Source organism: Sphingobacterium haloxyli, from assembly GCF_002980525.1.
Taxonomy (GTDB): domain Bacteria; phylum Bacteroidota; class Bacteroidia; order Sphingobacteriales; family Sphingobacteriaceae; genus Sphingobacterium; species Sphingobacterium haloxyli.
In genome coordinates this window covers 54,739-77,261 of sequence record NZ_PVBQ01000016.1, presented here as the reverse complement: position 1 = coordinate 77,261, position 22,523 = coordinate 54,739, and the positions used below count along the sequence as shown (strand labels likewise).

The window sequence follows — 22,523 nt, the reverse complement described above, 5'->3', positions numbered from 1 at the left end:
AGCTAAGATTTATTTTTCTTTATCATGTCCATGATTTCTTCTAATTCAGCTGCGGAAAGCTTCTCCTCTTTCACAAAAAAAGAAACCATTTCCTTGTAGGAATTTCGAAAATAATCTCCTACGAATCCGTGCATAAATTTTCCTTTATACTGCTCTTCCGAAATGATAGGCTCATAGCGCTTTGCGTTGGCATACTTGACAGCTTTCACGTACCCCTTACGTTCTAGATTCCTAATAGTCGATGCCAAGGTGGTATAAGGAGGCTTTTCTCCCTTTAAATTGTCCAATACTTCTTTCACAAATCCACCGTTTAGCTGCCAGATCGACAACATCGCTTCTTCTTCTTGGATCGTTAACTTTTCCATAATCAAAATACTAATCTTTCACAATGTTACGAAAGATTCGTAGACAAAACAAATGTTTTAACAAAAAAATAATATATAGACTTACAATTCTTTGTCATTTAAATTGCCTCGCTATTAGATTTTATCGTCGATTTTTATACATTTGTAGAAAGTAGATTATTTTAGATTAATAACATATGTCGGATAAAGCAACAATAAATTTAGGCGGAAAATCTTACGAATTGCCAATTATTATTGGTACTGAAAACGAGAAAGCGATAGATATCTCCAAGCTGCGAGATCAATCAGGATACATCACATTGGACCCGGGATTTAAAAATACAGGAGCCACCAAAAGTGCAATTACCTTTTTAGATGGGGAGCAGGGCATTCTGCATTATCGCGGTTATCCTATCGAACAGTTAGCAGAAAAGTCTACTTTTCTTGAAGTGGCTTACTTATTGATATACGGAGAGCTTCCTACCAAAGACGTTCTAGAAAAATTTCGTTCCGATATCAGAAAGCAGATGATGATACACGAAGATATGAAGAATTTCTTCGTCGGTTTTCCTTCCAAATCTCACCCTATGGGCCAGTTGTCCTGTTTGGTAGGTGCGTTATCTGCCTTTTATCCTGAATCATTAAATCCGAACGCTACAGAAGAAGAAGACAACAAGACAATTATCAATCTAATAGCAAAGATGCCGACTATTGTTTCATGGATACAGAAAAAATCACTGGGTCAGCCCGTGGTTTATCCTAAAAACAACTATGGCTACATTGAAAACTTCCTGAATATGATTTTCGGAGAAGTGACGGGCGAAACTAATTTTGATCCCGTCGTTATTAGCGCAATGCATAAATTATTGATCTTGCACGCGGATCATGAGCAGAATTGCTCTACATCTACCGTCCGCATAGTGGGCTCATCCAACGCTAATTTATATGCTTCCATTTCAGCAGGTATCAACGCATTATGGGGGCCGCTACACGGAGGCGCAAACCAAGCGGTTATCGAAATGTTGGAAGCCATTAAAAATGATGGTGGTGATGCTGAGAAATACCTTGCAAAAGCGAAAGACAAAAATGATCCATTCCGCTTGATGGGATTTGGACACCGTGTCTATAAAAACTTCGACCCCCGTGCTAAAATCATCAAAAAAGCTTGCGACGATATTTTAGAAAGACTGGGCGTCCAAGACCCTGTATTGGATATCGCGAAAAAGTTAGAAGAAGCCGCACTCAACGACCAATACTTCATCGATAGAAAACTATATCCTAACGTTGATTTCTATTCAGGTATTATTTATCGTGCTTTAGGTTTCGAGTCAGACATGTTTACCGTATTGTTTGCCTTAGGCCGGCTTCCGGGATGGATTGCACAATGGAAAGAGATGCGCGACAATAAAGAACCTATCGGGCGTCCACGCCAAGTGTATGTCGGCGAGACGAAACGCGATTACGCCAATTTCGATAAGCGATAAACAGATAAACAAAAAAGACACGATTTATAATCGTGTCTTTTTTGTTTATTGTCATTGTTTCTTGTGCCAACGCATCACCACGATATCGTCCATAATCATGGTCAGTGTGGAATCCTGTGCGTCAAACGACGTCACACGCTCGATATTTTTAAAGAACACTGACTCGCCATTTCCTGGACAGGCCATTTTCGTCGACATCAGTGGGCCAAATGAAATAGCATGACCATCGACATTCACCGTTCCCGAAAAATTATTACAGCTGCTGTTGCCATTCACTTTATTATTTGCCAGATCAAACGTAATTGTTGGTTTCCGAGCGGCATATAAAGTATTAAAATCGGTTTCCGGCTCCATAATATAGTCCAGCTCCCAAGTGCCGGTCAACTTATCCGATTGATCCGCAACTAATGCAAACTTAGCCAATGCTTCTCCATCTCTCCCTTTCGATAGCGTCATTGTGTCCTCCATTACTTTATAGGTATCTGCTTCATCAAATAACGTACGTAGCCCGTTCTCGATGCTCATATCTTCGCATGCCATCATTGTCGACATACCGCGCGAGAATGAAATTCCGTTGTTCTTCTTTAGGCTATACTCACCTCCTACACCGTTACAACCTCCGCTCGCTCCATAACGACCGCTTTTTTCATCCAATTCCAAATAAGGCATTTTCCCATTTACTGTCGCCGGAACGGCACTGCCGTTCAGTTCAACCAATTGCCATTTCTTTCCTACCAACGCCGATACATTGTTACTGGCCGGTTTCCGGACCGCACAACCTGCCAACAAAATCATAAACAAGAGGCCGACATAAATAAAGTTATTCTTTTTCATTTGTATGTAGTTATTTGTAAGTATACGAAAAGTATTCGTTGTTCTTTCATTAAACAACCCTTTAAACGAAAGGTTTGAGAAGGGCGCTACAAGGTTACCATTTAATGGCCTGAAATAAAATCTACTATTTTAGTATATTTTTTTTCAAATATTATGGCGTTTTGCTACGTTTTCCGTATGTTTGCATCTAATTAAGAACTATTCTAAAAAGACAAATTGGCCGATTTCATTGTCCATATTATTGTGCCTGTTGCAATCTTTGCTTTCATTGCGGGGTTCACGCTGTTTGCCGTATATGCGGAGCGTAAAATCGCAGGCTTTGTACAAGACCGTTTAGGTCCAATGGAAACAGGAAAATATGGTCTTATGCAAACGTTGGCAGACATTTTAAAACTGCTCCAAAAAGAGTTTATCACGCCATCGGCGGCCGATAAGATATTGTTTGCAGTTGCCCCAATCGTGATATTTGTCGCCGTATTCATCGGCTTTAGTGTCATCCCGTGGGCGCCTGATTTCATCCCGGCGAACACCAACACAGGGCTCTTTTTCATCATGGCTATTGTAGCGATTGATGCTATAGGTATTTTGATGGCCGGCTGGGGTTCTAACAACAAATATTCGCTGTTGGGATCTATCCGCGCCATTGCACAAATGGTATCCTACGAACTACCTGTAGGACTTTCACTTATCGCGGCGGTCATGATTACGCAGACATTAAACCTTAATGACATAGCCTACCTGCAAGGAATTGCATCACCCGAGCAAATCTATTTTATGGGATTTTGGAACGTAACCGATATCGGTGGAATTTTCGCCTGGCATATTTTTCAAGCTCCTCATCTCCTGATTGTTTATGCCATTTTCTTTATCGCGTCGCTTGCGGAATGTAATCGTGCTCCTTTTGATATTCCAGAAGCAGAATCAGAGCTTATTGGTGGCTTCCATACGGAATACGGCGGAATTAAATTTGCTTTTCTGTTTCTAGCAGAATACGCGATGATGTTCCTAGTGGCGATATTGGGCGTGGTGATTTTCTTAGGCGGATGGAACAGTCCGTTACCCAACGTCGGGAGTTTACGTCTTGCCGACTGGACAACGGGGTTAGGTTGGGGAATTGTATGGACCCTGTTAAAATCACTGACAATCGTCGGTATACAGATGTGGATTCGTTGGACACTACCTCGTTTTCGGGCCGACCAACTGATGACATTATGTTGGAAAATTCTAATCCCGCTAGCGTTCGTTTGTCTCGCTATATCAGGATTATGGCGAATATTAGTTATGTTGTAAACGGAAGAGAGCTTTGGTATTAAAAACAACCATACAAGGATTTATGACTGCCGTTAAAGGTTTATTTTTAACGGTTAAACACCTCTTTGGTGCGCGCAAATCCCGTAATACGTTCGATATTCGTGACGAAAACTACTTCAGCCAACAAAAAGGTGTAACCACTGTACAGTACCCAAAGGAAAAAATGCCTATTCCCGAAGTTGCACGTTATCAATTGCAAGTTGACATTGAAGATTGTATTGTCTGCGATTTATGTGCAAAAGCATGTCCGGTAGATTGTATCGATATCCAGGCGATCAAATCAGTAGGTGTCATCGGGAAAACGTCAGATGGTAGCGTCAAACGGCTATACCCTGAGAAATTTGATATCGACATGGCAAAATGCATGTACTGTGGTCTATGTACAGTCGTATGCCCTACAGAGTGTATCACTATGACCGACCAGTATGACCGCAGCACATCAAAACTAACGGATCTGATCTACGGTTTCTCCGATATGACAGATGAAGAGATAGCGGAACGAAAAGAAGAGTGGACACGCTTTCAAGCTGATAAGGAGGCGGCTAAGAAAAAACAATAATGGAATCCTTATTATTCTACGCTTTCGCTTGCATGGCCATTGTTTCTGCTCTTTTGTTAGTCAACATACGCAATACCGCCCGTGCGCTGTTTCTGCTTTTCATCGTGCTTTTCGCCATGGCCGGGCTTTACCTTTTCGCATTAGCAGATTTTATCGCCATAACCCAGATTTTAGTATATGTAGGTGGAGTGCTTATTCTCTTAATATTTGCTTTTATGCTGTCCAATAAAGAATTGCTTACCGATTTGCAATCTGCATCCAAGCGGTTTATTTCATTGCCTAGTTGGCAGGCACTAGTTCTAGCCTTCGCTTTTCTCGGGGTGATGATATACAGTTATATCAGCTGGTCGCACCACATGCCGCAATGGATTACACAATCCGAGGCCAAAGGGTCAATCATCCTGTCCACAGATAACAATATCAAAGCATTGGGTTTCAAGTTCATGACCCAGTACGTACTACCTTTTGAAATTATATCTGTTTTCCTAATGTTGGCACTTATCGGGGCTGCGCACGTATCGCGAAAGGGGGACAACACATGATAAGCCTCACCCATTTTTTAGTCGTCAGCGCGTGCATTTTTTGTATCGGTTTGTATGCAGTACTTGCTAAACGCAACACAATTATGATTTTGGTGGGTATCGAACTCATGATTAACGCTGCTATACTGAACTTTGTAGCGTTCGGAAAATACGATAAGATAAATTATGGCGGTCAAGTATTTGCGTTGTTCGCGATCGTTCTTGCAGCCGCGTCCGTCGCTGTGGGGTTAGCCATTATCTTAAATGTGTATCGGCATTTTAAGACCATCAATCCTCAAGACATCCACGAATTGAAAGATTAAGCGTGAACACATTTGTCCCCATATCGCCCATTATTGCCAGCATCCTCGTGATCTCGTTTCCTTTGTTGGCTTTCGTTCTGCAGGCCATGCTTGGTAAAAAAGCGATTTCAGGCAATATGGCTTTAATAGCTATCTTAGGAAGTACCATCATCAGTCTATTCGGTGTATTCTTACCTGTGTGGAATAACACATCGCTTCAACAAAAATGGGAATGGTTCACTATTGGAGATCATACACTCCATGTAGGTATACTTGTAAATAACCTCACCGCGTTGATGCAACTGGTTGTCTGTGTTATTGCGTTACCTGTACATATTTACTCGCGCGCCTATATGAAGGGTGATACCGGAATACACCGTTATTGGATGTACCTAAGCCTATTCTGTTTCGCCATGTTAGGGCTCACGGTATCCCTCAATCTGTTGCAACTTTATATTTTCTGGGAACTAGTGGGCTTCGCCTCCTACTTGCTGATAGGTTTTTGGTTTACTAGAGAAACTGCAGCACAGGCCAATAAAAAAGCGTTTATAATTAATAGAATCGGAGATCTTGGTTTTCTAATCGGGATAGCCCTCGTTTATGCTCATTGTGGCACGCTAGATCTTTCTGCGTTGTTTAACCAAACAGGTTTCTTTAAAGACATTAATATCGGCCTTATCTCATCTATTGATAAGAACGCCCCATGGGTTACTTTCGCGGGGTTAGCATTTTTCTTGGGTGCTATGGCTAAATCGGCCCAATTTCCCCTGCACGTGTGGTTACCCGATGCGATGGAAGGACCTACTTCTGTATCATCCCTTATCCATGCCGCAACGATGGTAGCAGCAGGCGTATTTTTACTATGCACCGTTTTTCCACTTTTTAATGAAACGGTTTTGCTCATTATTGTTATTATCGGCACGCTCACTGCCCTCACAGCAGCTCTTTTTGCTTTGGGACAATATGATATAAAAAAGGTGCTGGCCTTTTCGACCATTTCCCAGTTGGGCTTTATGATGGTCGGCGTCGGCATCGGCTCCTGGGATGCAGCCATGTTCCACCTTACCACGCATGCTTTCTTTAAATGTTTGCTCTTCTTGAGTGCGGGTGCTATCATACACGAAATGGCCCATTTAAAGACAAAGGCAAGGCTGAACATCGATCCGCAAGATTTACGTCACCTGGGCGGTCTGAGACGTTTTATGCCCAAAACCTTTTTCTGCATGGCCATTGCTTCTTTATCCCTTGCTGGATTCCCATTTACATCGGGGTATCTTTCCAAGGACAGTATCGTGATTACTGCATACGAGTGGGCTATTCATTTTGGTGGTGTTTACGTATTGATTCCAATCGTATTGATTATCGTCAGCATACTTACGGCCTTCTACATCGGACGGCTTATTTTCAAGGCATTTTTCGGTTCTTTTAAATACGATTCACATGTTCAAGGAGGCTTTGCACTCCACGAAGCGCCTGGCGCAATGCTTATCCCGATGTTTTTCCTTGCTGCAGCTAGTCTATTCCCACTTTTCGGATTGTCATTAGCGGATTATCATAGTTCCTGGATTATGCAGACATTGGACGCTGACACCGCGTATCCTACGCTTGCACAAGCGCATTTATTCATCCCCGCCGTTTTAACAGGAGGAGCTATCTTGGCATGGCTTGTCGGATGGCACTGGTATGCAAAGGCGAAATATCCCCTTTCCGAGAACAACAGGCTGGTACACTTTGCGAATAAACAAGGTTATTTGAACGAATTTAACGAACGTATATTCGTAAAAGGAACACTAAAACTTAGCCGTATGCTATATATTTTTGATCGTTACGCGGTAGACGGAACCACCAAGCTTTTTTCCTGGTTTGTACGTCGGCTTTCTGCAGCCATTTATTGGTTTGACAAATATATCGTCGACGGACTGGTCAATTCGTTTGCCCAGATGGCGTACTATATCGGTCACCTTGTCCGGCATGTTCAGAATGGGCAGTTACAGGGGTATCTGGGCTTCGCGCTGACGGTTGTTATTTTGGGAATACTTTATCTGATAATTACATAAAAATGGGCTTGTTATCCATATTGATATTTTTACCATTAGTTGCTACGTTACTGATCCTAGCCATACCGTCATCGGCGAAAGCGACATATAAATACATTGCTTTAAGTTTCACCCTTGTGCAATTCGGTATATCGCTTTATCTGTACGGAAATTTCGATGCGACGTTGGGCGGTATCCAACAAGTGGATGCTTACCAGTATGTCGAGCAGCTAGCATGGATACGGATGGACTTAGGTAATATTGGAAAACTAGAAATAGATTACTTCATCGGTATAGATGGTATCTCGCTCCCCCTTATCGTATTAAGCACACTCGTAATGCTGATGAGCGTTGGCGCTTCATGGAACATCGATAAAGGCCCCAAAGGTTATTTCGCCTTGTTGATGATATTGAATATGGCGGTGATGGGTGTTTTTTCTGCATTGGACTTTTTCTTGTTCTATGTATTCTATGAGGTGATGCTGCTTCCGCTTTATTTCCTCATTGGAATATGGGGCGGAGAGCGGCGTGAATATGCCGCCATCAAGTTCTTTATTTATACCTTATTAGGATCAGTACTCATGCTTTTGGTGATCGTTGGGCTTTATTTCTCGGTCATCAACCCAGCAACGGGAGCTCATACGTTCAACATGTTGCACATGATGAACCCCGCCAACTATGTCGATGGTTCTTTCTTTGCGTATATAGCCAACTACCATGAAGTCTTTGGTATACCCGCTCGTTTGATCGGCTTTATTATTTTGTTTTTTGCGTTTGCTATCAAAGTACCGATTGTGCCGTTGCACACCTGGCTACCAGACGCACACGTGGAGGCACCTACGCCCGTTTCCATCATTCTTGCGGGTGTATTGCTAAAGGTCGGTGGATATGGTATCATTCGGGTCTGTTACAGCATCTTTCCCGATATAGCCGCCAGCACCAACTGGTGGCTCGCACTGATCGGGGTCATATCGATATTGTACGGTGCACTTAACGCTTTGGCACAAAAAGACCTAAAACGCATGATTGCCTATTCCTCCGTATCCCATATGGGATTTGTACTATTGGGAATCGCCTCGCTCACTGCGGAAGGACTCTCAGGCGCCATGTTCCAAATGGTTTCTCACGGATTCCTCAGCGCGGCATTGTTTTTCCTGGTCGGCGTGCTATACGACCGCGTACACGACCGCTATATCTATAACTTCCGCGGCCTCGCCTTACTGATGCCTAAATACACCGCTTATGTGGCTATAGCATTTTTTGCCTCATTAGGTCTGCCCGGTTTTTCTGCTTTCATTGGCGAAGCTTTCGTCATCATAGGCGCGTTCAATGCCGAAAGCATGTCAACTGGCGTACCGCGTTGGATGGCAGTGGGTGGCTCTATTGGTATTCTATTAAGTGCGGCATATTTCTTATGGACATTACAGCGTATGTTTTTCGGTCAAACACGACTACAAGGCGGACAAGCCTGGCAAGAAGCATTGACCGATCTGAATACCCGCGAACAGGTTATCTTGTTCCCTACAGTTGCGCTGGCATTGCTGCTCGGTATTATGCCCTCCCTTGTGTTTGGCAACCTCAACGCTTCGGTAATACAATTAATTGATTTAATAAGACCGTGAACATCTCTATCCCCAACATACTCGATCAAATTATAGCTTCTGTACCGCTTTTCAAACCGGAACTGACGTTGATTATCGGTTTTATCGTATGTATCTTCGTGGCTCTTTTTATCGAAAAACGTTGGAAAAATAGCACTTTTATTGGTTGTATGGTTACGTTGGCATTTTCAATGTACTACCTCATTGATCAACTTCCTAATACGGGAACCGGATTTTCGGGTATGTGGTTAGTCGATCCACTGAGTACCTATGCCCGCCTGGTGATTATTTGCAGTACACTGGTCATCGCCGTCTTTCTACAACAACGCCACCCGGGCAATAATGGTGATGTATACAGCATCTTGTTGGCCGCTACCTTAGGCATGCATGTATTGACCTGTACGAGCAACTGGTTAATGGCTTTCATCGGTATAGAAATGGTATCTATCGCTTCGTATATTTTAGTGGGTTATTTTTCGCAAAATAAAGTCCAATCAGAAGCCGCAATGAAGTATGTTCTTTTTGGGTCGGTATGTGCCGCCGTGATGCTCTATGGTCTTTCACTCATCTATGGATTAACGGGCAATCTGGACTTCCAGTCGGCCGCGCAACTACAGGGACTAATGGATGGGCCCGAAGCTATTATCACCTTGGCTTTACTTTTTATATTTGTCGGGATCGGATTTAAGCTTAGCTTTGTCCCTTTTCATGTATGGAGCCCGGATGTCTACCAAGGCGCACCTACCGCGATTACCGCTTTTTTATCCACTATACCAAAAGTTGGGGCAATTGTCTTATTTGCGCGCCTTTACCAATCCTGGTCATCCACAGCATTCTATTTTTCAGAACTAAGCACTTGGTTTATCGTTGGAGTGGCTATCGTTACGATGCTCGTCGGTAATCTCGCTGCACTTCGACAGCAGGACGTTAAACGGATGATGGCATATTCATCTATCGGACATACCGGCTTGCTTCTTATGGCCGTATTTGCTTATCAAGATGCTTTCAGCTACTTGCTATTCTACATTGTAGCATACGTCGTCATGAATTTAGCTAGTTTTATCTTTATCGACCAGATTGAGCAACAAACAGGCTCTACTTCCCTCCTTTCCTACGCAGGTCTAGGCAAAAAGATGCCGTTATTATTTACGGCATTTACCTTGGTTGCTGTCTCGCTTATCGGCATACCGCCAACAGTAGGTTTTGTAGCAAAGCTGATGGTGTTCACCTCCACATTTTCCGTCTTTCAATCATCAGGCGATACAGGTGTTCTCTTAATGCTTATTGTCGGCGCATTAACGTCGGTTATCTCGCTGTTTTTCTATTTCAAGATTCCGCTGTACGCCTTCTTGCGGGACAGCGATCAGCCCGTAACAGCCAAAAAACAAATCAGTGTTTTGCTTATCATAGCGTATATTCTAACGGTATTGGTTATTCTATTTGGGCTATTTCCTAATTGGTTAATGTCCTATTTATCAACTTCTTTTTCTTGATAAAAAGAAGCAAAAATCAAGGCTGAATATAGTTTTGCTATTTTTCTTTGTCTATTCCTAAACATTATAAAACTCGCTTCGCTCAGACATTATACTGTTTTTAACGGAATAGCCTATTGAAAAATGGTCGCAAAACAATATAAGGCCAATTTAATCCGCCCAGTCGCAATTGTTTATTAACCGTTTTGTTTACGCAATTGCACAATCCCCTCCTTAACCTCCAATGTCGCATCCAAATTTTTGAGGTATGTAGAAATTCATCCTTAGTACTACCCCTCTTCTCAAAGATTTGAAGCGACGACTTTTTTTGCATACTTTTTTTGAGAGAAAAAAAGTATGAAGAAAACATTATCTTTGCCTTCATGATCAGTGCAATTGCCAACAACATATTTCAACGCGCCATTGAGGATTATCATCGCTACGATAATATTGACCATCCTATGGAGAACCCATACGACAGTCAGTCGCTAGAACATCTATTGTATCTAAAGTGCTGGATTGACACTGTGCAGTGGCACATGGAAGATTTCGTTCGCAATCCGGATATTGCACCTGAAGACGGGCTGAGCTGGAAGCGCCGTATCGATAAACAAAATCAAGTACGTACGGATACGGTAGAATATATCGATAGTTACTATTTACAGCAGTTCCATGATGTGAATGCGAAAGAACATGCACGAATCAATACCGAAAGCCCTGCTTGGGCTATCGATAGGTTGTCTATTTTGGCGCTGAAGATATATCACATGGAGCAGGAAACCAAACGAACCGATGTTGGCCAAGCACATATTGCATCTTGTCAGTCTAAATTAACTATATTGCTTGAGCAACGTAAAGACCTGTCACAAAGCATTGATGAATTACTTACCGATATAGCGTCTGGAGATAAATACATGAAAGTCTATAAGCAGATGAAGATGTATAACGATCCATCCTTGAATCCGGTACTCTACGGAAAAAAACAATAAGAAAGATGGAGACAGCCCGCGTATTGGTTATTCGCTTCTCAGCGATGGGGGATGTGGCGATGGTGGCCTCTGTTTTACGAGAGCTCAGCGCGCAACATAAGCGGATACAGCTCGTGATGGTAAGTCGACCACAGTTTGCCGCCTTTTTTGAAGGTATTCCTAACCTTACTTTCCACCCTATATTTCCAGATGAACAACACAAAGGAGCCAAAGGGCTATGGCGGCTTTTTAACGAGCTGAAAAAGTACGATATTGATTACGTAGCCGACCTGCATAACAACATTCGTTCGCGGATTCTCACCTTGTTCTTTAAAACTGCTGGTTATCGTCTAGCCATTCTCGATAAAGCACGCCATCGAAAAAAAGAGCTAATAAGAAAAAGACATAAAGTTTTCAAGCCCCTACGCCCCACTGTTGAACGTTATGCCGACGTCTTTAGAATGCTCGGGTTTTCATTGAAATTAAGCCATCAACTACAAAGAGAAGCACGTCCCGTACCCGATACCTATTCATCTTTACTGACAACAAAAACGATCAAAATCGGTATTGCGCCCTTTGCGCAGCATCCTTACAAAGTCTGGAATGTGAACCATTGGGATGTCATTTTCAGAACATTCCCAGCCTCAGCATATACATTTTTCATCTTTGGTGGCGGAAAACAAGAACTAGAACAGTCAACAAGGTGGGACGAACAATATCCACATGTACACAATACGATTGGCCAGTTGGGCGTAAAACGCGAGCTTGACCTCATCAGTCATTTAGACTTAATGATCAGCATGGACTCTTCCGGCATGCACATGGCTTCACTAGTAGGTACACGTTGTCTGTCTATCTGGGGAGCGACACACCCTTATGCGGGCTTCTTAGGCTATGGGCAATCGAAAGACGATTGTATCCAAGTAGAACACCCAAACCGTCCAAGTTCCATATATGGAAATAAATCATGTATTTGTAAAGGTGTCGAAGCGATCGAGTTAGTGACTCCGCGGATGGTCGTGGAGAAGATACAAAAAGAAATTCTTCCTATTTCCAAAGGTATAGGCCAATCGGGAGGCTAGAATCAACGGTGTACGTTCTATTTTTCTGGACAGCGATCGCCAATAATAAGTCATATTCTTCTTTTTGTTCCCCCAGGAATCCTCCCACCAATGGATAGCAATTGTATTCGGAGTAATACAACTTTCATCATACGTCTCCATCCACGAAAAGGGATAAAAGTAATCCTTTGTAAGTACAAGCACATCTTCTAATCGATGGGTTTCATAGGTTTCTACCCCATACCTCTTCATCAGGATTTCACTTGATACGACAGGAGCTGCCATAGGGTGATACTTCATACGTTGTAACTTCTCGGTTTCCTGTAAGCAAAGTTCGACAAAGCTACTACCTTTTTCAGATCCAATAATCGCCGTGTTAAAAGGAAACTTCGACACCCCTATCTCCGTTTGGAAACCGATAAAGGCTCTTTCTCCGAGTAAATGATCAAATGTTTTTATTACTTCTACATCCGTATCGAAATAGATGCCTCCGTACTTAAAAATAGCATATAAACGCATGTAATCCGCGATAAATGCCCATCGCTTCTGTTTATACAACACTTTTAGAAAAGGCATGCTGTCGAAAGGCGTATTGGATTCATCCCATCTAACAACATCATAATCAGGCAAATGCCTTTCCCACGATGTAATACACTTTTGAATGGTTTCACTATAGTCCCCTCCCCCATACCAACAAAAATGAATTATTTTAGGAATCATCGTTTTGCTTTCTAATTTATTTATCTTTGCCCAAACTTAGGTAAAATGCGTAGCATTCACCAATGCCTAAAAGAAAAAATTATTGATATGGGCGTAAGCGGACTGGTTATTACCTTCAACGAAGAAAAACATATTGAAAAATGCATCAAGGGTTTACAGAAGGTCTGTGATGAGGTTATCATTATCGATTCTCATAGCCAGGATAAAACCGTCGAAATCGCCACATCGCTAGGAGCAACCGTTATTTCCCAGTCTTTTCTAGGCGACGGACCGCAACGTACCTTCGGGCTGCAATTCTGTAAAAACGAGTGGATACTAAATGTAGATACCGACGAGTTTCTGGACCACGATTGCTATCCGTTCTTTGAGAAAAAGGAATACCTCCAGCTTCCTTATGATGCTTATAGCTTCAAACGAAGGAACTTTCTAAAAAACAAAGAGATAAATTTTGCAGATTGGTATCCGGATTATGCTTGTCGTTTTTTTAACAGAAACACAGCTAGCCCTTCCTCCCATCTGGTACACCAACGTATTATTGCTACTAACCTGAAAAAATCCGACATGCACTTATTACATTATGCATGGGATAGTTTCCACCAGTTGATTGCCAAAAAAAACCAGTATACCGATTGGCAAGTAGAAGAATTTATCAAAAAAGGAAAAAAAGTGAATGCACTTTCTCCTGTGCTCCATGGCGTTACAGCGTTCTTTAAAGCCTATTTTTTAAAAAAAGGTATTTTTCATGGTATTGATGGTGTAACGTTTTCGTTAATCCAATCGTTCTTCTCTTATATGAAGTATGCGAAGATGCTAGAAGTACAGCGACAACGTAACAAATAGGTGGCATATATTTTGCAACTTTAGCACTTCAACATATTCGGGGGCTGAGATACGGACTAAACATTAATAAATGATAAATTTTTTACCAACGCTTAAACACAGTACACAACCGGCAAAAAACAAAAGAGCTGTTGCACTATGCGTGGACAGCGCCTATCTGCCATATGCCTCTTTCGTTGCAAGTCAGATTCTGGAAAAAGAGACAGCGCGTGATTTCGACATTGTAATCTGTCTGCCCGATACCGAAAAGATTCCGGTATCTACCCAAGAGAATATCCGCTATTGTACCGTTGATTTCTCCGTAATCGATGGGCTTCCGGTCGGTCGGCTTTCTTCGGCAACTTACCATAAAATATTTTTACCGGCTCTTTTTAAAGACGAATACGAGCAAATCTTATATCTGGATGCTGATGTTTATGTAAGTGCCCCATGTATTTCACAGATTCTGGACAGCAATCAAGAAGGTAAAGGACTCATGATGGCTATCGATATATCGGAGATCGAGCGTAAGTCGGGCTTTAACTTCCATAATGCGTATCTAAACCGCTATATCGCTTTAAAGCATCAATACAGGAACGCCGGCGTGATTCTATTTAATACCAAGCGTCTGCTTAAAATAGGCTACTTGGAGAAGATGATGGCCTACGCACGAAAAAACAGACAAAAACTTCTACGGCACGATCAGACATTGATTAACACTGTGCTATATGACGAAATTGGATCTTTATCTTTTTTATATAATTACCAGCTTATCGACACAACTATACCTTTATTAGCAGAATTTCAGCCGAAAATCTTTCACTTTGTAGGCGAATTGAAGCCTTGGAATACAGAACATGGCTTTATTGGCTCCTTCCACGCCGAATATGAGCGTTATATCGGACAACATTTCCCTGCTCATCAGATCGTCTCTAAAACGGAGTTTCAACTGAAGTATGAAAGCCGTAAGAAAAAACGCAAATACAAAAATGTTGTTCGCGAACGGATGTCCTTGGGTGTATTTGTCGGCAAGGAAAAATTGAAACATGTGCTTTCTTTCTTTGACGAGAAATCTCCGGATAACGTTATGAACAACCCGAAGATACGTCGGATTGTATCACGATTCAGAAGCACGATCGATACGTCAATTTATGAGTGTGAAATGGGTGCTTCGAGGGTTTAAGAGGTAAGGGAACAGTCTATTTTAACCGACAAAAATGTTTAGGCAGAAAAGTATACTCTTTATTGCCCCTGATGAAGTTGTATTCCCAAGTGCTTTTGAGAAAAACTTGAAATTCTTGGGATTTGAAGTTCATATGATCACTCCATTAGATGCCAAAAACTTTCAATATAAGAACACCGGGCAACGACTCCATAATTTTTGGAGAAAAACTTTTTTAGGTGACAGAGGCTTTAAGCGGAAACTTATTCTCGAGCAACACAAAGAGCAACTACTTAATGACCTGAATTCCATAGGAAATATGGATTACGGTCTCGTTATCCGTCCAGACCTTTACCCTTTCGAGTTTATAGAGTCAGCAAAGAAAAAATGCAAGGAATTTGTGGGCTATCAATGGGATGGTCTAGGTAGATATCCAGAGATACAGCAGTACATGTCTTTAATGGATAGATTTTTTGTATTTGATGCTCGTGATTTATCAAGAAAGGGCACACTTCCGACCACCAATTTTTACTTCGATTATATAATCCCTCCTGTTTCCAGCATTCGAAACTATGCACATTATCTTGGTAGTTATTTGGAAGGTCGCATTGATATCCTAAGTGACATCAATACAAAACTGGAGATATTGAAAGTAGATAAGAATATAAAAATTGTTTCGGATAGGAATCGGGTTATGGAACTTGTGACATCAAAAAGCTTAACACCAACTTCCGAAGTCCTCTCCTATGAAGAAAATCTACGAGATGTTTTTAAAGCGAACGTCCTTATAGACATACAAAATCCCGTACATAGCGGATTGTCCTTTAGGATTTTTGAAGGAATAGGGTATAATAAAAAAGTAATTACAACCAATGCTGACGTGGTCAACTATGACTTTTATCATCCAGAGAACTTTTTAATTTGGACCGGACAAAGTATACAAGAACTTTCAAAATTTATAGCAACCCCATACAAACCTCTAAATGACACCGTCAAACAAAAATACAGCTTCTCCAATTGGATAGCGTATATGCTTAATCTGGCTCCTTATACATCGATAGAGCTTCCAAGAGCGTTATAAGAAATTATTATGATTTATTTTTTAACTTTGGGAAAATGTTCATTCATCATCCAGATGGATAATAATTTTCAATAGAAAAATATTAAAATGGCAAAAAGTTTTTTTCGTTCCCTTCTATATCAGTTTACAATACGATTTAATTCATCCGTACTAAAACAGCGGAAAAACCCCAACAGTATCCCTGTCATTATTATTAATTATAATCAGCTTGACAATTTAAAAAAGTTAGTAGACTTCCTTTTAGAAAGAAAAGTGGACAATATTGTTATTATCGACAATAAGTCAGATTACCCACCCCTATTGGAATATTACAAAAAAATTCAGCCTAGAGTCAGTGTCGAACTAATGAACAAAAATCACGGACACATGGTATTTTTTGAGAATGAAGACCTTCAAAAAAAGTATGGACAGGGGTATTATTTTATCACGGATGCCGATATCCTGCCGAATCCCAATTTACCTGCCAATTTTATCAAAATGATGATAAAGAAAATGGATAAGTACAATAAGAAAATCGTCAAAGTAGGTCTGGCCTTAGATATAGATACCATTCCCGACTATTATCCTTTGAAAGAGAAAGTCGTTAGCTGGGAACGAAAATTCTGGGAAAAAGAGTTAGAAAAAGATGTATTCCTAGCCGACGTCGATACGACGTTTGCATTGTACAAGCCCTTCTATCCCACTAAATTTAAAGTTAGACAACGTAACTTCTATCGAGCAATACGGTTAGGGGGAAATTTCACGTCAAAACATATAGGCTGGTATCTAAACCCCAAAAATCTAACGGACGAGCAAATACATTACATGAAAACCTCCTCAACTTCCAATTCTTGGAAATTTGATGATGAGGGAAATTTAGATTCCCCCTCAGCCTACTAGAAAAATATCTATTTTATATTTAGCACCTCTTTTATCCAATGGGAAAAACTATATCTCAGTCGTACGGAGTCGTCAATAGGATTAAAAGGATTATTGACGAATTTTAAAAGTTCTGTTTCATTAAGCGTATCGTAATTCAGCACATAGAAATTTTTAGGCGTATAAAAATCGTATTTAACAACGCTTGCGTTCGTTGTAATAATCTTTTTCTGATATTTTAGTCCTTCAAAGATTCGAAAGGAAAGACCTTTATGGTCACTAATAACAAAATCTACAATGACCTTCGCCTGTTCGACTCTTTGTAAATACTCCTCAAAAGGAACTAAATCAATCAGACATTCAATACCTCGCCGCTCATACTCAGGCATGCGATCCACGTCTTTGGGCAGAAACACAATCTGAAACTTAACGTTTCCCAAACAACGCTTAGCCAAGTCAAAAAATCTCAATAACAGCTCTTCTCTGGTTTCATTATAAAAACCTAGAAAGTATAAATCATAGACTGGATCTCTACCTTCTCCTCCATCATCGTCAAAATAAAAATTATGGGAAAGACAGGTTTTTACTTTTCCGTCCGATATTAAATCTTCCTCATCAAATACATAGAATCGGTCAAATAACGGTATCCGATCATAAATAGAAGGGTTTCGTCCTAGACCATCATAATGGTAAGAAACTATGAAATTAGATTTCTCCTTGGCTTTGAGCAATACATCTTCATGAAAAAAATCGGCCCGCATTACCAAACAATAATCAAATTGATCATACATATCAATTTCTTTAACCAAACATTCCGCTGTATGAATCTCCTTTAGTTTTTTCTTATAATTTGTGTTGCCGTCTAATACTTTTCGGAATAGGTTAGACAATCGTTGTGAGATGTTTTTATATCTAAACTTAACGGAGTTATGAAGGATTGTGGTGACCTCAAAGCCCAGTTGCTTTAAATTCCTCTCTATCAACACATACAATCTATAATCATCAGGAACGAGAAGTAGGATTTTCTTTTTCATCAAAGGAACTCTATCATTTATTATTAATATGCTAACTTAATAAAAAAACTCATTAATGCAATTAGTAAAGCCAATAGGGCTCAGCCTAAACCCATCATATATTATTTGAGATAATGGTGATTTTGAAAAAAAAGATTAGTTTTGCAACCATACCAAACTATATTTTATAATGTTAAAAAAGTATTTTTTATTTACGCTACCGATTTTATTTTTCATGTCCTCTTGTAATAAGGAAACGCTTCCAATTGATAATAAGAAAATAGAGAACCAGTTACCCATCGACAACAGTAAGAATGAATTTCGCTATTATAAAGAGCCCAAACAAGATTTATCGAACGCACATTCAGAAAATGTATCGTCTGTAAATATATCAACTCAAACCAGTACAGCAGGTTGTACCGTTGAAAAACGAACGCAATCGGCGACATTTGATAAGCTGGCCCTATTGGATCCAACGTCTGAAATAATGTATATCGGATCACTCTTAAATGGAGAATCAATCCAAGAAGGTGCGTACGCTCCGTTCTTTTTACCTTCTACTCATCAAATGAAACCTGTTACTTTTTCAGTTTCCATACAAGGATCGACAGGTGTCATAGCTAAAACCATTACACCTACGTTATCAAATTTTAGAATAGCGATGCAGGATATAACCAACGCCACGATTAACGGACAACAACCAGCAAACTTCACGTTTGAATTAACCCAGGCTAGATCAAAATCAGAAATAGAAATGAGTGTTGGAGCGAATTTAAAGTTCGGTAGCATTTTCAATTCCTTTGCAAACTTCAAGGAAAGTACAACTTCAACAAAAAACTATTATCTATTAAAGATGTTTCAGAAATTTTTTTCTGCCGATATTGATATTCCATCAGATGGCAATTTATTCACCAAACCTGCCGATTTCCAAGGTCCGGTTGCTCCTATATACATATCGTCGATAGACTATGGAAGAAGCGCATATCTTTTGCTAGAAAGTTCTTATGATTCGGCTAGCGTGCACAAATCTCTGTCTGCTTCTTTTTCTTATTGGAAAATTGGAGGCGGCACAGACCTAAGTCAAGATCAAAGAAAGGTTATGGAAGATCTAAGAATCAGTGGAACCGTAATTGGCGGTTCTTCAAATGAAGCTGTAAAAACTATCAACGGAATTGAAGGTTTCAAGGATTATGTAATAAACAGTGGTAACCTTACCTCAGATTCCAGAGGAGAGATTATTGCTTACAGACTTAGGAATGCCAAGAATCACGGCATCTATAAAACAATGATTAATGGTGATTATTATTTAAGAGATTGTTCCTCCTTACTGTTACCGCTTCGACGCTACTATAATGGATTAGAGCACCTTTACACTACACGACCTCAAGATGAGCTGCTCTCGGGATATGTCTTCGAAACAAACGAAGGTCATCTTTACAGGTCGCAAGTTCCTAATACCGTCCCCTTCCACCGATATTATAATGGTTATGATCACTATTATGTCCATGAGCTAGGTAATTATGTAGGGTACAAATACGAGGGTATAGAAGGTTATTTATATAAAGAACAAGTCGCTGGTGCTGTACCATTGCACAGATACTATAACGGGAAGGATCACTTTTACACTAAATATAAAGGAAATATTACGGGATACGTATATGAACGAATTGCTGGGTATGTAATACCTTAAACTCTTTATTTCCATTATTCATCCTTATTTGAGGACGTCCAAAAAGGATGTCCTCATTGTATCTGTGAATTTGGATCCGTTTACATTTTTGTAAAAAATGGATATATGAATATGTAAACCAATAATGACTATCAAAGGCAGACACGTCAACTATCTTCATTCAATCCCTTGTTCTCGCCCTGAAAAGACATAGCAGCAGAGACGAAATGTTATGCTGATTAGTGATTCCGACTACCGATGGTGGTCCATTAGAACGAAAGGTGTCGTTCTAAGCACTTTCTTCCATTGGTTTTATGCAACTTCCTTTCCAACGATATTGAATTTTCTCTAAAGCCGGCATGAGGCATTTAGCTAAACGTTCTGATCAGCTTGGATGTGTACACGTTTACACAATGTGACCAATCTGCATTTTGGAAAAGCTCACGAAAACAGTATCTTTACCCCTAGCAAACGTAACCAGTCTTACGGATATAATTCAGATGAAAATTGTCAAATTCTTAGGGGGGCTTGGAAACCAAATGTTCCAATATGCATTCTATCTTACCCTACAAAATAAGTTTAAAAAGGTCAAAGCAGATCTAACAGATTTCGAAACCTATCCACTTCACAATGGCTTTGAACTGAACAGCATTTTCGGTATCGAGTTAGATACCGTGTCCAAGTTTGAACTAAATCTCTATCTTCCACACAACCGAAAATGGATATGGCGTAAGCTAAGGCGATTATACCGTACCAAACACGCCTATATGGAAGAAACCATGTCGTTTGCTTATGACAAGGCAATCTTTAGCGATACACAAAACCGTTACTATTGGGGGTATTGGCAAGATGTTGATTATGTCAACATGGTTGCGCAGGAGCTTCGCGAGCATTTCCGCTTCCCAGTTCTTAACGACTCGAAAAACAAGGAGCTTCTCCGTCATATTCGACAGCATACCACCGTAGCGCTCCACGTGCGTCGAGGAGATTATTTAAATGAAGTAAATACCCATCTCGGAAGCGTCTGCGATACGGCCTATTACGAGAGAGCCATCGCTTATATCCTTGAAAAGGTAGCTTCCCCCCTATTTGTCGTGTTTTCCAACGACATTCCCTGGTGCCAAGAAACTTTCGCGCATATCGATGCAGTTTTTGTCGACTGGAATACAGACCGGCAGAGCTATATAGATATGCAATTAATGAGTTTGTGCAACCATAATATTATCGCAAATAGTAGTTTTAGTTGGTGGGGGGCTTGGCTCAATAGCAATACCGACAAAATCGTGGTATCCCCCAATAAATGGATCAACACCGAACGCGAGAACAGTGATGGTCGGGGGCTTATTTTAGATAGTTTTGTCACCTTTTAGAAGCTGCCACGCTAAATAACTAAAGGCCTACCGGCACAATCACTTCCGTCCAAGAGAAAGTAGATTCGACAATTGCATTGACATCTTTTTCCCTCTACTTTACGCTCTTTTAAGAAAAATAACCTATATTAGACGTTCATTACGATCGTACATCGTACGATGCAGATCATATATTGGCTGTTCGGGGCTTCTTCCCTAAAGTCAACCATAGTGAAAAGCGTTATATAAGCTGTTTATCCGATAGGACTATTGCATACGCAATGAAATGGGTCTCCGATATCCATCACGCAGCCATATAACGCCAATGATTGCGTAAACATGTCCAACGAGAATAAAAATAAAATCACCGTTTTTATGGCTGCTTACAATGCAGCTCCTTACATTGCCACGTCGATTGAAAGCGTGCTTAGGCAATCTTATCCGCATTTTGAGTTATTGATCGTAGACGATGGTTCTACGGACAATACGACCCAAATTGTACGAAGTTATGATGATCCCCGGATTCGGTTGATTGAAAATGGCGAAAACAAAGGGCTTCCTTTCACCCGAAATGTCGCGCTCTCAGAAGCTAAAGGAGAATTCATGGCAGTGCTCGACAGTGATGACATTGCTTTTCCGAACAGGTTGGAAACACAACTTCAACACTTTCTAGACCGATCTAAATTAGCGGTATTGGGAGCTTGTGCCTATATTATAGATGAGGAGGGTAATCGCACAGACCAAAAGATGGTGCCGATCTGCGAGTCTGAAAAACTTCATGCCGGGCTCTTGTTCTACAACTCGTTCGTCCACTCTACTGTCATGATGCGCACGGCCGCTTTTAGAGAGATGGGGGGATATCCCAATCACCCCGTTGCCCAAGACTATGGGTTGTTTTCGCGGATAGCATTAAAATACGAAGTGGACAACATTCCCGAATATCTCGGTGAATATCGCATACACGACAGCAATATCACCGATCGGAAAAGACATCTCGCCGAAACACAGCTACGGGCCATCCTATTTTATCAGCTAGACAAATTACTTCCTAATACGGATCATATCGATCCAGATATACTCCGTGCGCCGGTTATCGGCAGCAAATATTCACCTCAAGAATATTACGCACTCTACAGAGAAATCATTCTTCAAAACCGTAAACGAAAACAATACCCCACCCTGGAGCTGGAGCAAATCCTTTACAACAATTGGTATATGATTGTAATGGAGAAAGGGAAATCCAAGACACTCCCTCTTCTCTTACGAACTCCCGTATTCAATCGGTCCCACGCCACAGCTAAACATATCCGAAAAGCATTCAAACAATCGCTCCGATATATACTGGGAATCCGTCCGTAG

General features: G+C 40.8%; 21 protein-coding genes. 17 read left to right on the top strand and 4 right to left on the bottom strand.

Annotated elements, in window-relative coordinates; all coding sequences use genetic code 11:
• Positions 1-2: 2 nt before the first annotated feature.
• Positions 3-365 carry a BlaI/MecI/CopY family transcriptional regulator gene (locus C5745_RS16680; protein WP_105718151.1) on the bottom strand — a complete coding sequence of 121 codons (363 nt, stop codon included), beginning with the start codon at positions 363-365 and terminating at the stop codon, positions 3-5.
• A 176-nt stretch (positions 366-541) separates the two neighbouring features.
• On the opposite strand from C5745_RS16680, the gene C5745_RS16675 reads away from it, so the two are divergent.
• Entirely contained in the window at positions 542-1,828 is a 1,287-nt protein-coding gene (locus tag C5745_RS16675) for a citrate synthase (RefSeq protein ID WP_105718150.1), read from the top strand.
• A 51-nt stretch (positions 1,829-1,879) separates the two neighbouring features.
• On the opposite strand, the gene C5745_RS16670 is transcribed toward C5745_RS16675, so the two are convergent.
• The gene (locus tag C5745_RS16670) at positions 1,880-2,662 is read right to left on the bottom strand and encodes an META domain-containing protein (RefSeq protein ID WP_105718149.1); all 783 of its coding nucleotides are present in this window, start codon (positions 2,660-2,662) and stop codon (positions 1,880-1,882) included.
• Positions 2,663-2,878: 216 nt separating this feature from the next.
• On the opposite strand from C5745_RS16670, the gene nuoH reads away from it, so the two are divergent.
• The 9 genes from nuoH to C5745_RS16625 all read left to right on the top strand — a co-directional run bounded on the left by nuoH (position 2,879) and on the right by C5745_RS16625 (position 12,514).
• Complete coding sequence (gene nuoH / locus C5745_RS16665; protein ID WP_105718148.1) at positions 2,879-3,952, top strand: NADH-quinone oxidoreductase subunit NuoH; 1,074 nt, start codon at positions 2,879-2,881, stop codon at positions 3,950-3,952.
• A gap of 43 nt (positions 3,953-3,995) precedes the next feature.
• Positions 3,996-4,532, top strand: coding sequence for a 4Fe-4S binding protein (locus C5745_RS16660; protein WP_105718147.1), 537 nt, complete (start codon positions 3,996-3,998; stop codon positions 4,530-4,532).
• Positions 4,532-5,074: an NADH-quinone oxidoreductase subunit J family protein gene (locus tag C5745_RS16655; protein ID WP_105718146.1), complete on the top strand. Its 543-nt coding sequence runs from the start codon at positions 4,532-4,534 to the stop codon at positions 5,072-5,074. The genes C5745_RS16660 and C5745_RS16655 overlap by 1 nt, the downstream gene beginning before the upstream one ends.
• On the top strand, positions 5,071-5,376 hold the full coding sequence (gene nuoK / locus C5745_RS16650; protein ID WP_105718145.1) for an NADH-quinone oxidoreductase subunit NuoK: 306 nt from the start codon (positions 5,071-5,073) through the stop codon (positions 5,374-5,376). Before C5745_RS16655 ends, nuoK begins: the two co-directional genes overlap by 4 nt.
• A 2-nt stretch (positions 5,377-5,378) precedes the next feature.
• A complete protein-coding gene (locus tag C5745_RS16645; RefSeq protein WP_105718144.1) occupies positions 5,379-7,412 on the top strand; it encodes an NADH-quinone oxidoreductase subunit 5 family protein in 2,034 nt (677 codons plus the stop codon).
• Between the two features lie 2 nt (positions 7,413-7,414).
• The gene (locus C5745_RS16640; protein ID WP_105718143.1) at positions 7,415-9,013 is read left to right on the top strand and encodes a complex I subunit 4 family protein; all 1,599 of its coding nucleotides are present in this window, start codon (positions 7,415-7,417) and stop codon (positions 9,011-9,013) included.
• Complete coding sequence (locus C5745_RS16635) at positions 9,010-10,485, top strand: NADH-quinone oxidoreductase subunit N (RefSeq protein WP_105718142.1); 1,476 nt, start codon at positions 9,010-9,012, stop codon at positions 10,483-10,485. Before C5745_RS16640 ends, C5745_RS16635 begins: the two co-directional genes overlap by 4 nt.
• Positions 10,486-10,847: 362 nt before the next feature.
• Positions 10,848-11,453, top strand: coding sequence for a DUF4254 domain-containing protein (locus C5745_RS16630; RefSeq protein WP_105718175.1), 606 nt, complete (start codon positions 10,848-10,850; stop codon positions 11,451-11,453).
• Positions 11,454-11,458: 5 nt separating this feature from the next.
• Positions 11,459-12,514 carry a glycosyltransferase family 9 protein gene (locus tag C5745_RS16625; RefSeq protein ID WP_105718141.1) on the top strand — a complete coding sequence of 352 codons (1,056 nt, stop codon included), beginning with the start codon at positions 11,459-11,461 and terminating at the stop codon, positions 12,512-12,514.
• Here C5745_RS16625 and C5745_RS16620 read toward each other — a convergent pair.
• A complete protein-coding gene (locus C5745_RS16620) occupies positions 12,431-13,213 on the bottom strand; it encodes a glycosyltransferase family 32 protein (protein WP_105718140.1) in 783 nt (260 codons plus the stop codon). The genes C5745_RS16625 and C5745_RS16620 overlap by 84 nt on opposite strands.
• 45 nt (positions 13,214-13,258) lie before the next feature.
• On the opposite strand from C5745_RS16620, the gene C5745_RS16615 reads away from it, so the two are divergent.
• The 4 genes from C5745_RS16615 to C5745_RS16600 all read left to right on the top strand — a co-directional run bounded on the left by C5745_RS16615 (position 13,259) and on the right by C5745_RS16600 (position 17,154).
• The gene (locus tag C5745_RS16615; protein WP_207795829.1) at positions 13,259-14,053 is read left to right on the top strand and encodes a glycosyltransferase family 2 protein; all 795 of its coding nucleotides are present in this window, start codon (positions 13,259-13,261) and stop codon (positions 14,051-14,053) included.
• A gap of 70 nt (positions 14,054-14,123) precedes the next feature.
• On the top strand, positions 14,124-15,215 hold the full coding sequence (locus C5745_RS16610; RefSeq protein ID WP_105718139.1) for a glycosyltransferase family 8 protein: 1,092 nt from the start codon (positions 14,124-14,126) through the stop codon (positions 15,213-15,215).
• A 34-nt stretch (positions 15,216-15,249) separates the two neighbouring features.
• Positions 15,250-16,275 (top strand): hypothetical protein, encoded by a 1,026-nt coding sequence (locus C5745_RS16605; RefSeq protein WP_105718138.1) that lies wholly within the window; start codon positions 15,250-15,252, stop codon positions 16,273-16,275.
• A gap of 87 nt (positions 16,276-16,362) precedes the next feature.
• Positions 16,363-17,154, top strand: a complete 792-nt coding sequence (locus tag C5745_RS16600; RefSeq protein ID WP_105718137.1) for a glycosyltransferase — start codon at positions 16,363-16,365, stop codon at positions 17,152-17,154.
• Positions 17,155-17,162: 8 nt separating this feature from the next.
• Here C5745_RS16600 and C5745_RS16595 read toward each other — a convergent pair whose 3' ends face one another.
• Positions 17,163-18,167, bottom strand: coding sequence for a hypothetical protein (locus C5745_RS16595; RefSeq protein WP_105718136.1), 1,005 nt, complete (start codon positions 18,165-18,167; stop codon positions 17,163-17,165).
• 214 nt (positions 18,168-18,381) lie between these two features.
• Here C5745_RS16595 and C5745_RS16590 point away from each other — a divergent pair, with 214 nt between their 5' ends.
• The 3 genes from C5745_RS16590 (at position 18,382) to C5745_RS16580 (ending at position 22,523) form a co-directional block, all read left to right on the top strand.
• Positions 18,382-19,836 (top strand): thiol-activated cytolysin family protein, encoded by a 1,455-nt coding sequence (locus tag C5745_RS16590; protein WP_165793117.1) that lies wholly within the window; start codon positions 18,382-18,384, stop codon positions 19,834-19,836.
• A gap of 410 nt (positions 19,837-20,246) precedes the next feature.
• Complete coding sequence (locus tag C5745_RS16585) at positions 20,247-21,185, top strand: alpha-1,2-fucosyltransferase (protein ID WP_105718134.1); 939 nt, start codon at positions 20,247-20,249, stop codon at positions 21,183-21,185.
• A gap of 318 nt (positions 21,186-21,503) precedes the next feature.
• Entirely contained in the window at positions 21,504-22,523 is a 1,020-nt protein-coding gene (locus C5745_RS16580; protein ID WP_105718133.1) for a glycosyltransferase family 2 protein, read from the top strand.

What these genes read in the sequence shown, in the direction of transcription:
- C5745_RS16660 (WP_105718147.1), top strand. Translation starts at nt 3,996, where the DNA reads ATGACTGCCGTTAAAGGTTTATTTTTAACGGTTAAACACCTCTTTGGT.
- C5745_RS16625 (WP_105718141.1), top strand. Translation starts at nt 11,459, where the DNA reads ATGGAGACAGCCCGCGTATTGGTTATTCGCTTCTCAGCGATGGGGGAT.
- C5745_RS16615 (WP_207795829.1), top strand. Translation starts at nt 13,259, where the DNA reads ATGCGTAGCATTCACCAATGCCTAAAAGAAAAAATTATTGATATGGGC.
- C5745_RS16630 (WP_105718175.1), top strand. Translation starts at nt 10,848, where the DNA reads ATGATCAGTGCAATTGCCAACAACATATTTCAACGCGCCATTGAGGAT.
- C5745_RS16605 (WP_105718138.1), top strand. Translation starts at nt 15,250, where the DNA reads ATGTTTAGGCAGAAAAGTATACTCTTTATTGCCCCTGATGAAGTTGTA.
- C5745_RS16600 (WP_105718137.1), top strand. Translation starts at nt 16,363, where the DNA reads ATGGCAAAAAGTTTTTTTCGTTCCCTTCTATATCAGTTTACAATACGA.
- C5745_RS16620 (WP_105718140.1), bottom strand. Translation starts at nt 13,213, where the DNA reads ATGATTCCTAAAATAATTCATTTTTGTTGGTATGGGGGAGGGGACTAT.
- C5745_RS16595 (WP_105718136.1), bottom strand. Translation starts at nt 18,167, where the DNA reads ATGAAAAAGAAAATCCTACTTCTCGTTCCTGATGATTATAGATTGTAT.
- nuoK (WP_105718145.1), top strand. Translation starts at nt 5,071, where the DNA reads ATGATAAGCCTCACCCATTTTTTAGTCGTCAGCGCGTGCATTTTTTGT.
- C5745_RS16670 (WP_105718149.1), bottom strand. Translation starts at nt 2,662, where the DNA reads ATGAAAAAGAATAACTTTATTTATGTCGGCCTCTTGTTTATGATTTTG.
- C5745_RS16640 (WP_105718143.1), top strand. Translation starts at nt 7,415, where the DNA reads ATGGGCTTGTTATCCATATTGATATTTTTACCATTAGTTGCTACGTTA.
- C5745_RS16580 (WP_105718133.1), top strand. Translation starts at nt 21,504, where the DNA reads ATGTCCAACGAGAATAAAAATAAAATCACCGTTTTTATGGCTGCTTAC.
- C5745_RS16680 (WP_105718151.1), bottom strand. Translation starts at nt 365, where the DNA reads ATGGAAAAGTTAACGATCCAAGAAGAAGAAGCGATGTTGTCGATCTGG.
- C5745_RS16675 (WP_105718150.1), top strand. Translation starts at nt 542, where the DNA reads ATGTCGGATAAAGCAACAATAAATTTAGGCGGAAAATCTTACGAATTG.
- C5745_RS16610 (WP_105718139.1), top strand. Translation starts at nt 14,124, where the DNA reads ATGATAAATTTTTTACCAACGCTTAAACACAGTACACAACCGGCAAAA.
- C5745_RS16655 (WP_105718146.1), top strand. Translation starts at nt 4,532, where the DNA reads ATGGAATCCTTATTATTCTACGCTTTCGCTTGCATGGCCATTGTTTCT.
- C5745_RS16590 (WP_165793117.1), top strand. Translation starts at nt 18,382, where the DNA reads ATGTCCTCTTGTAATAAGGAAACGCTTCCAATTGATAATAAGAAAATA.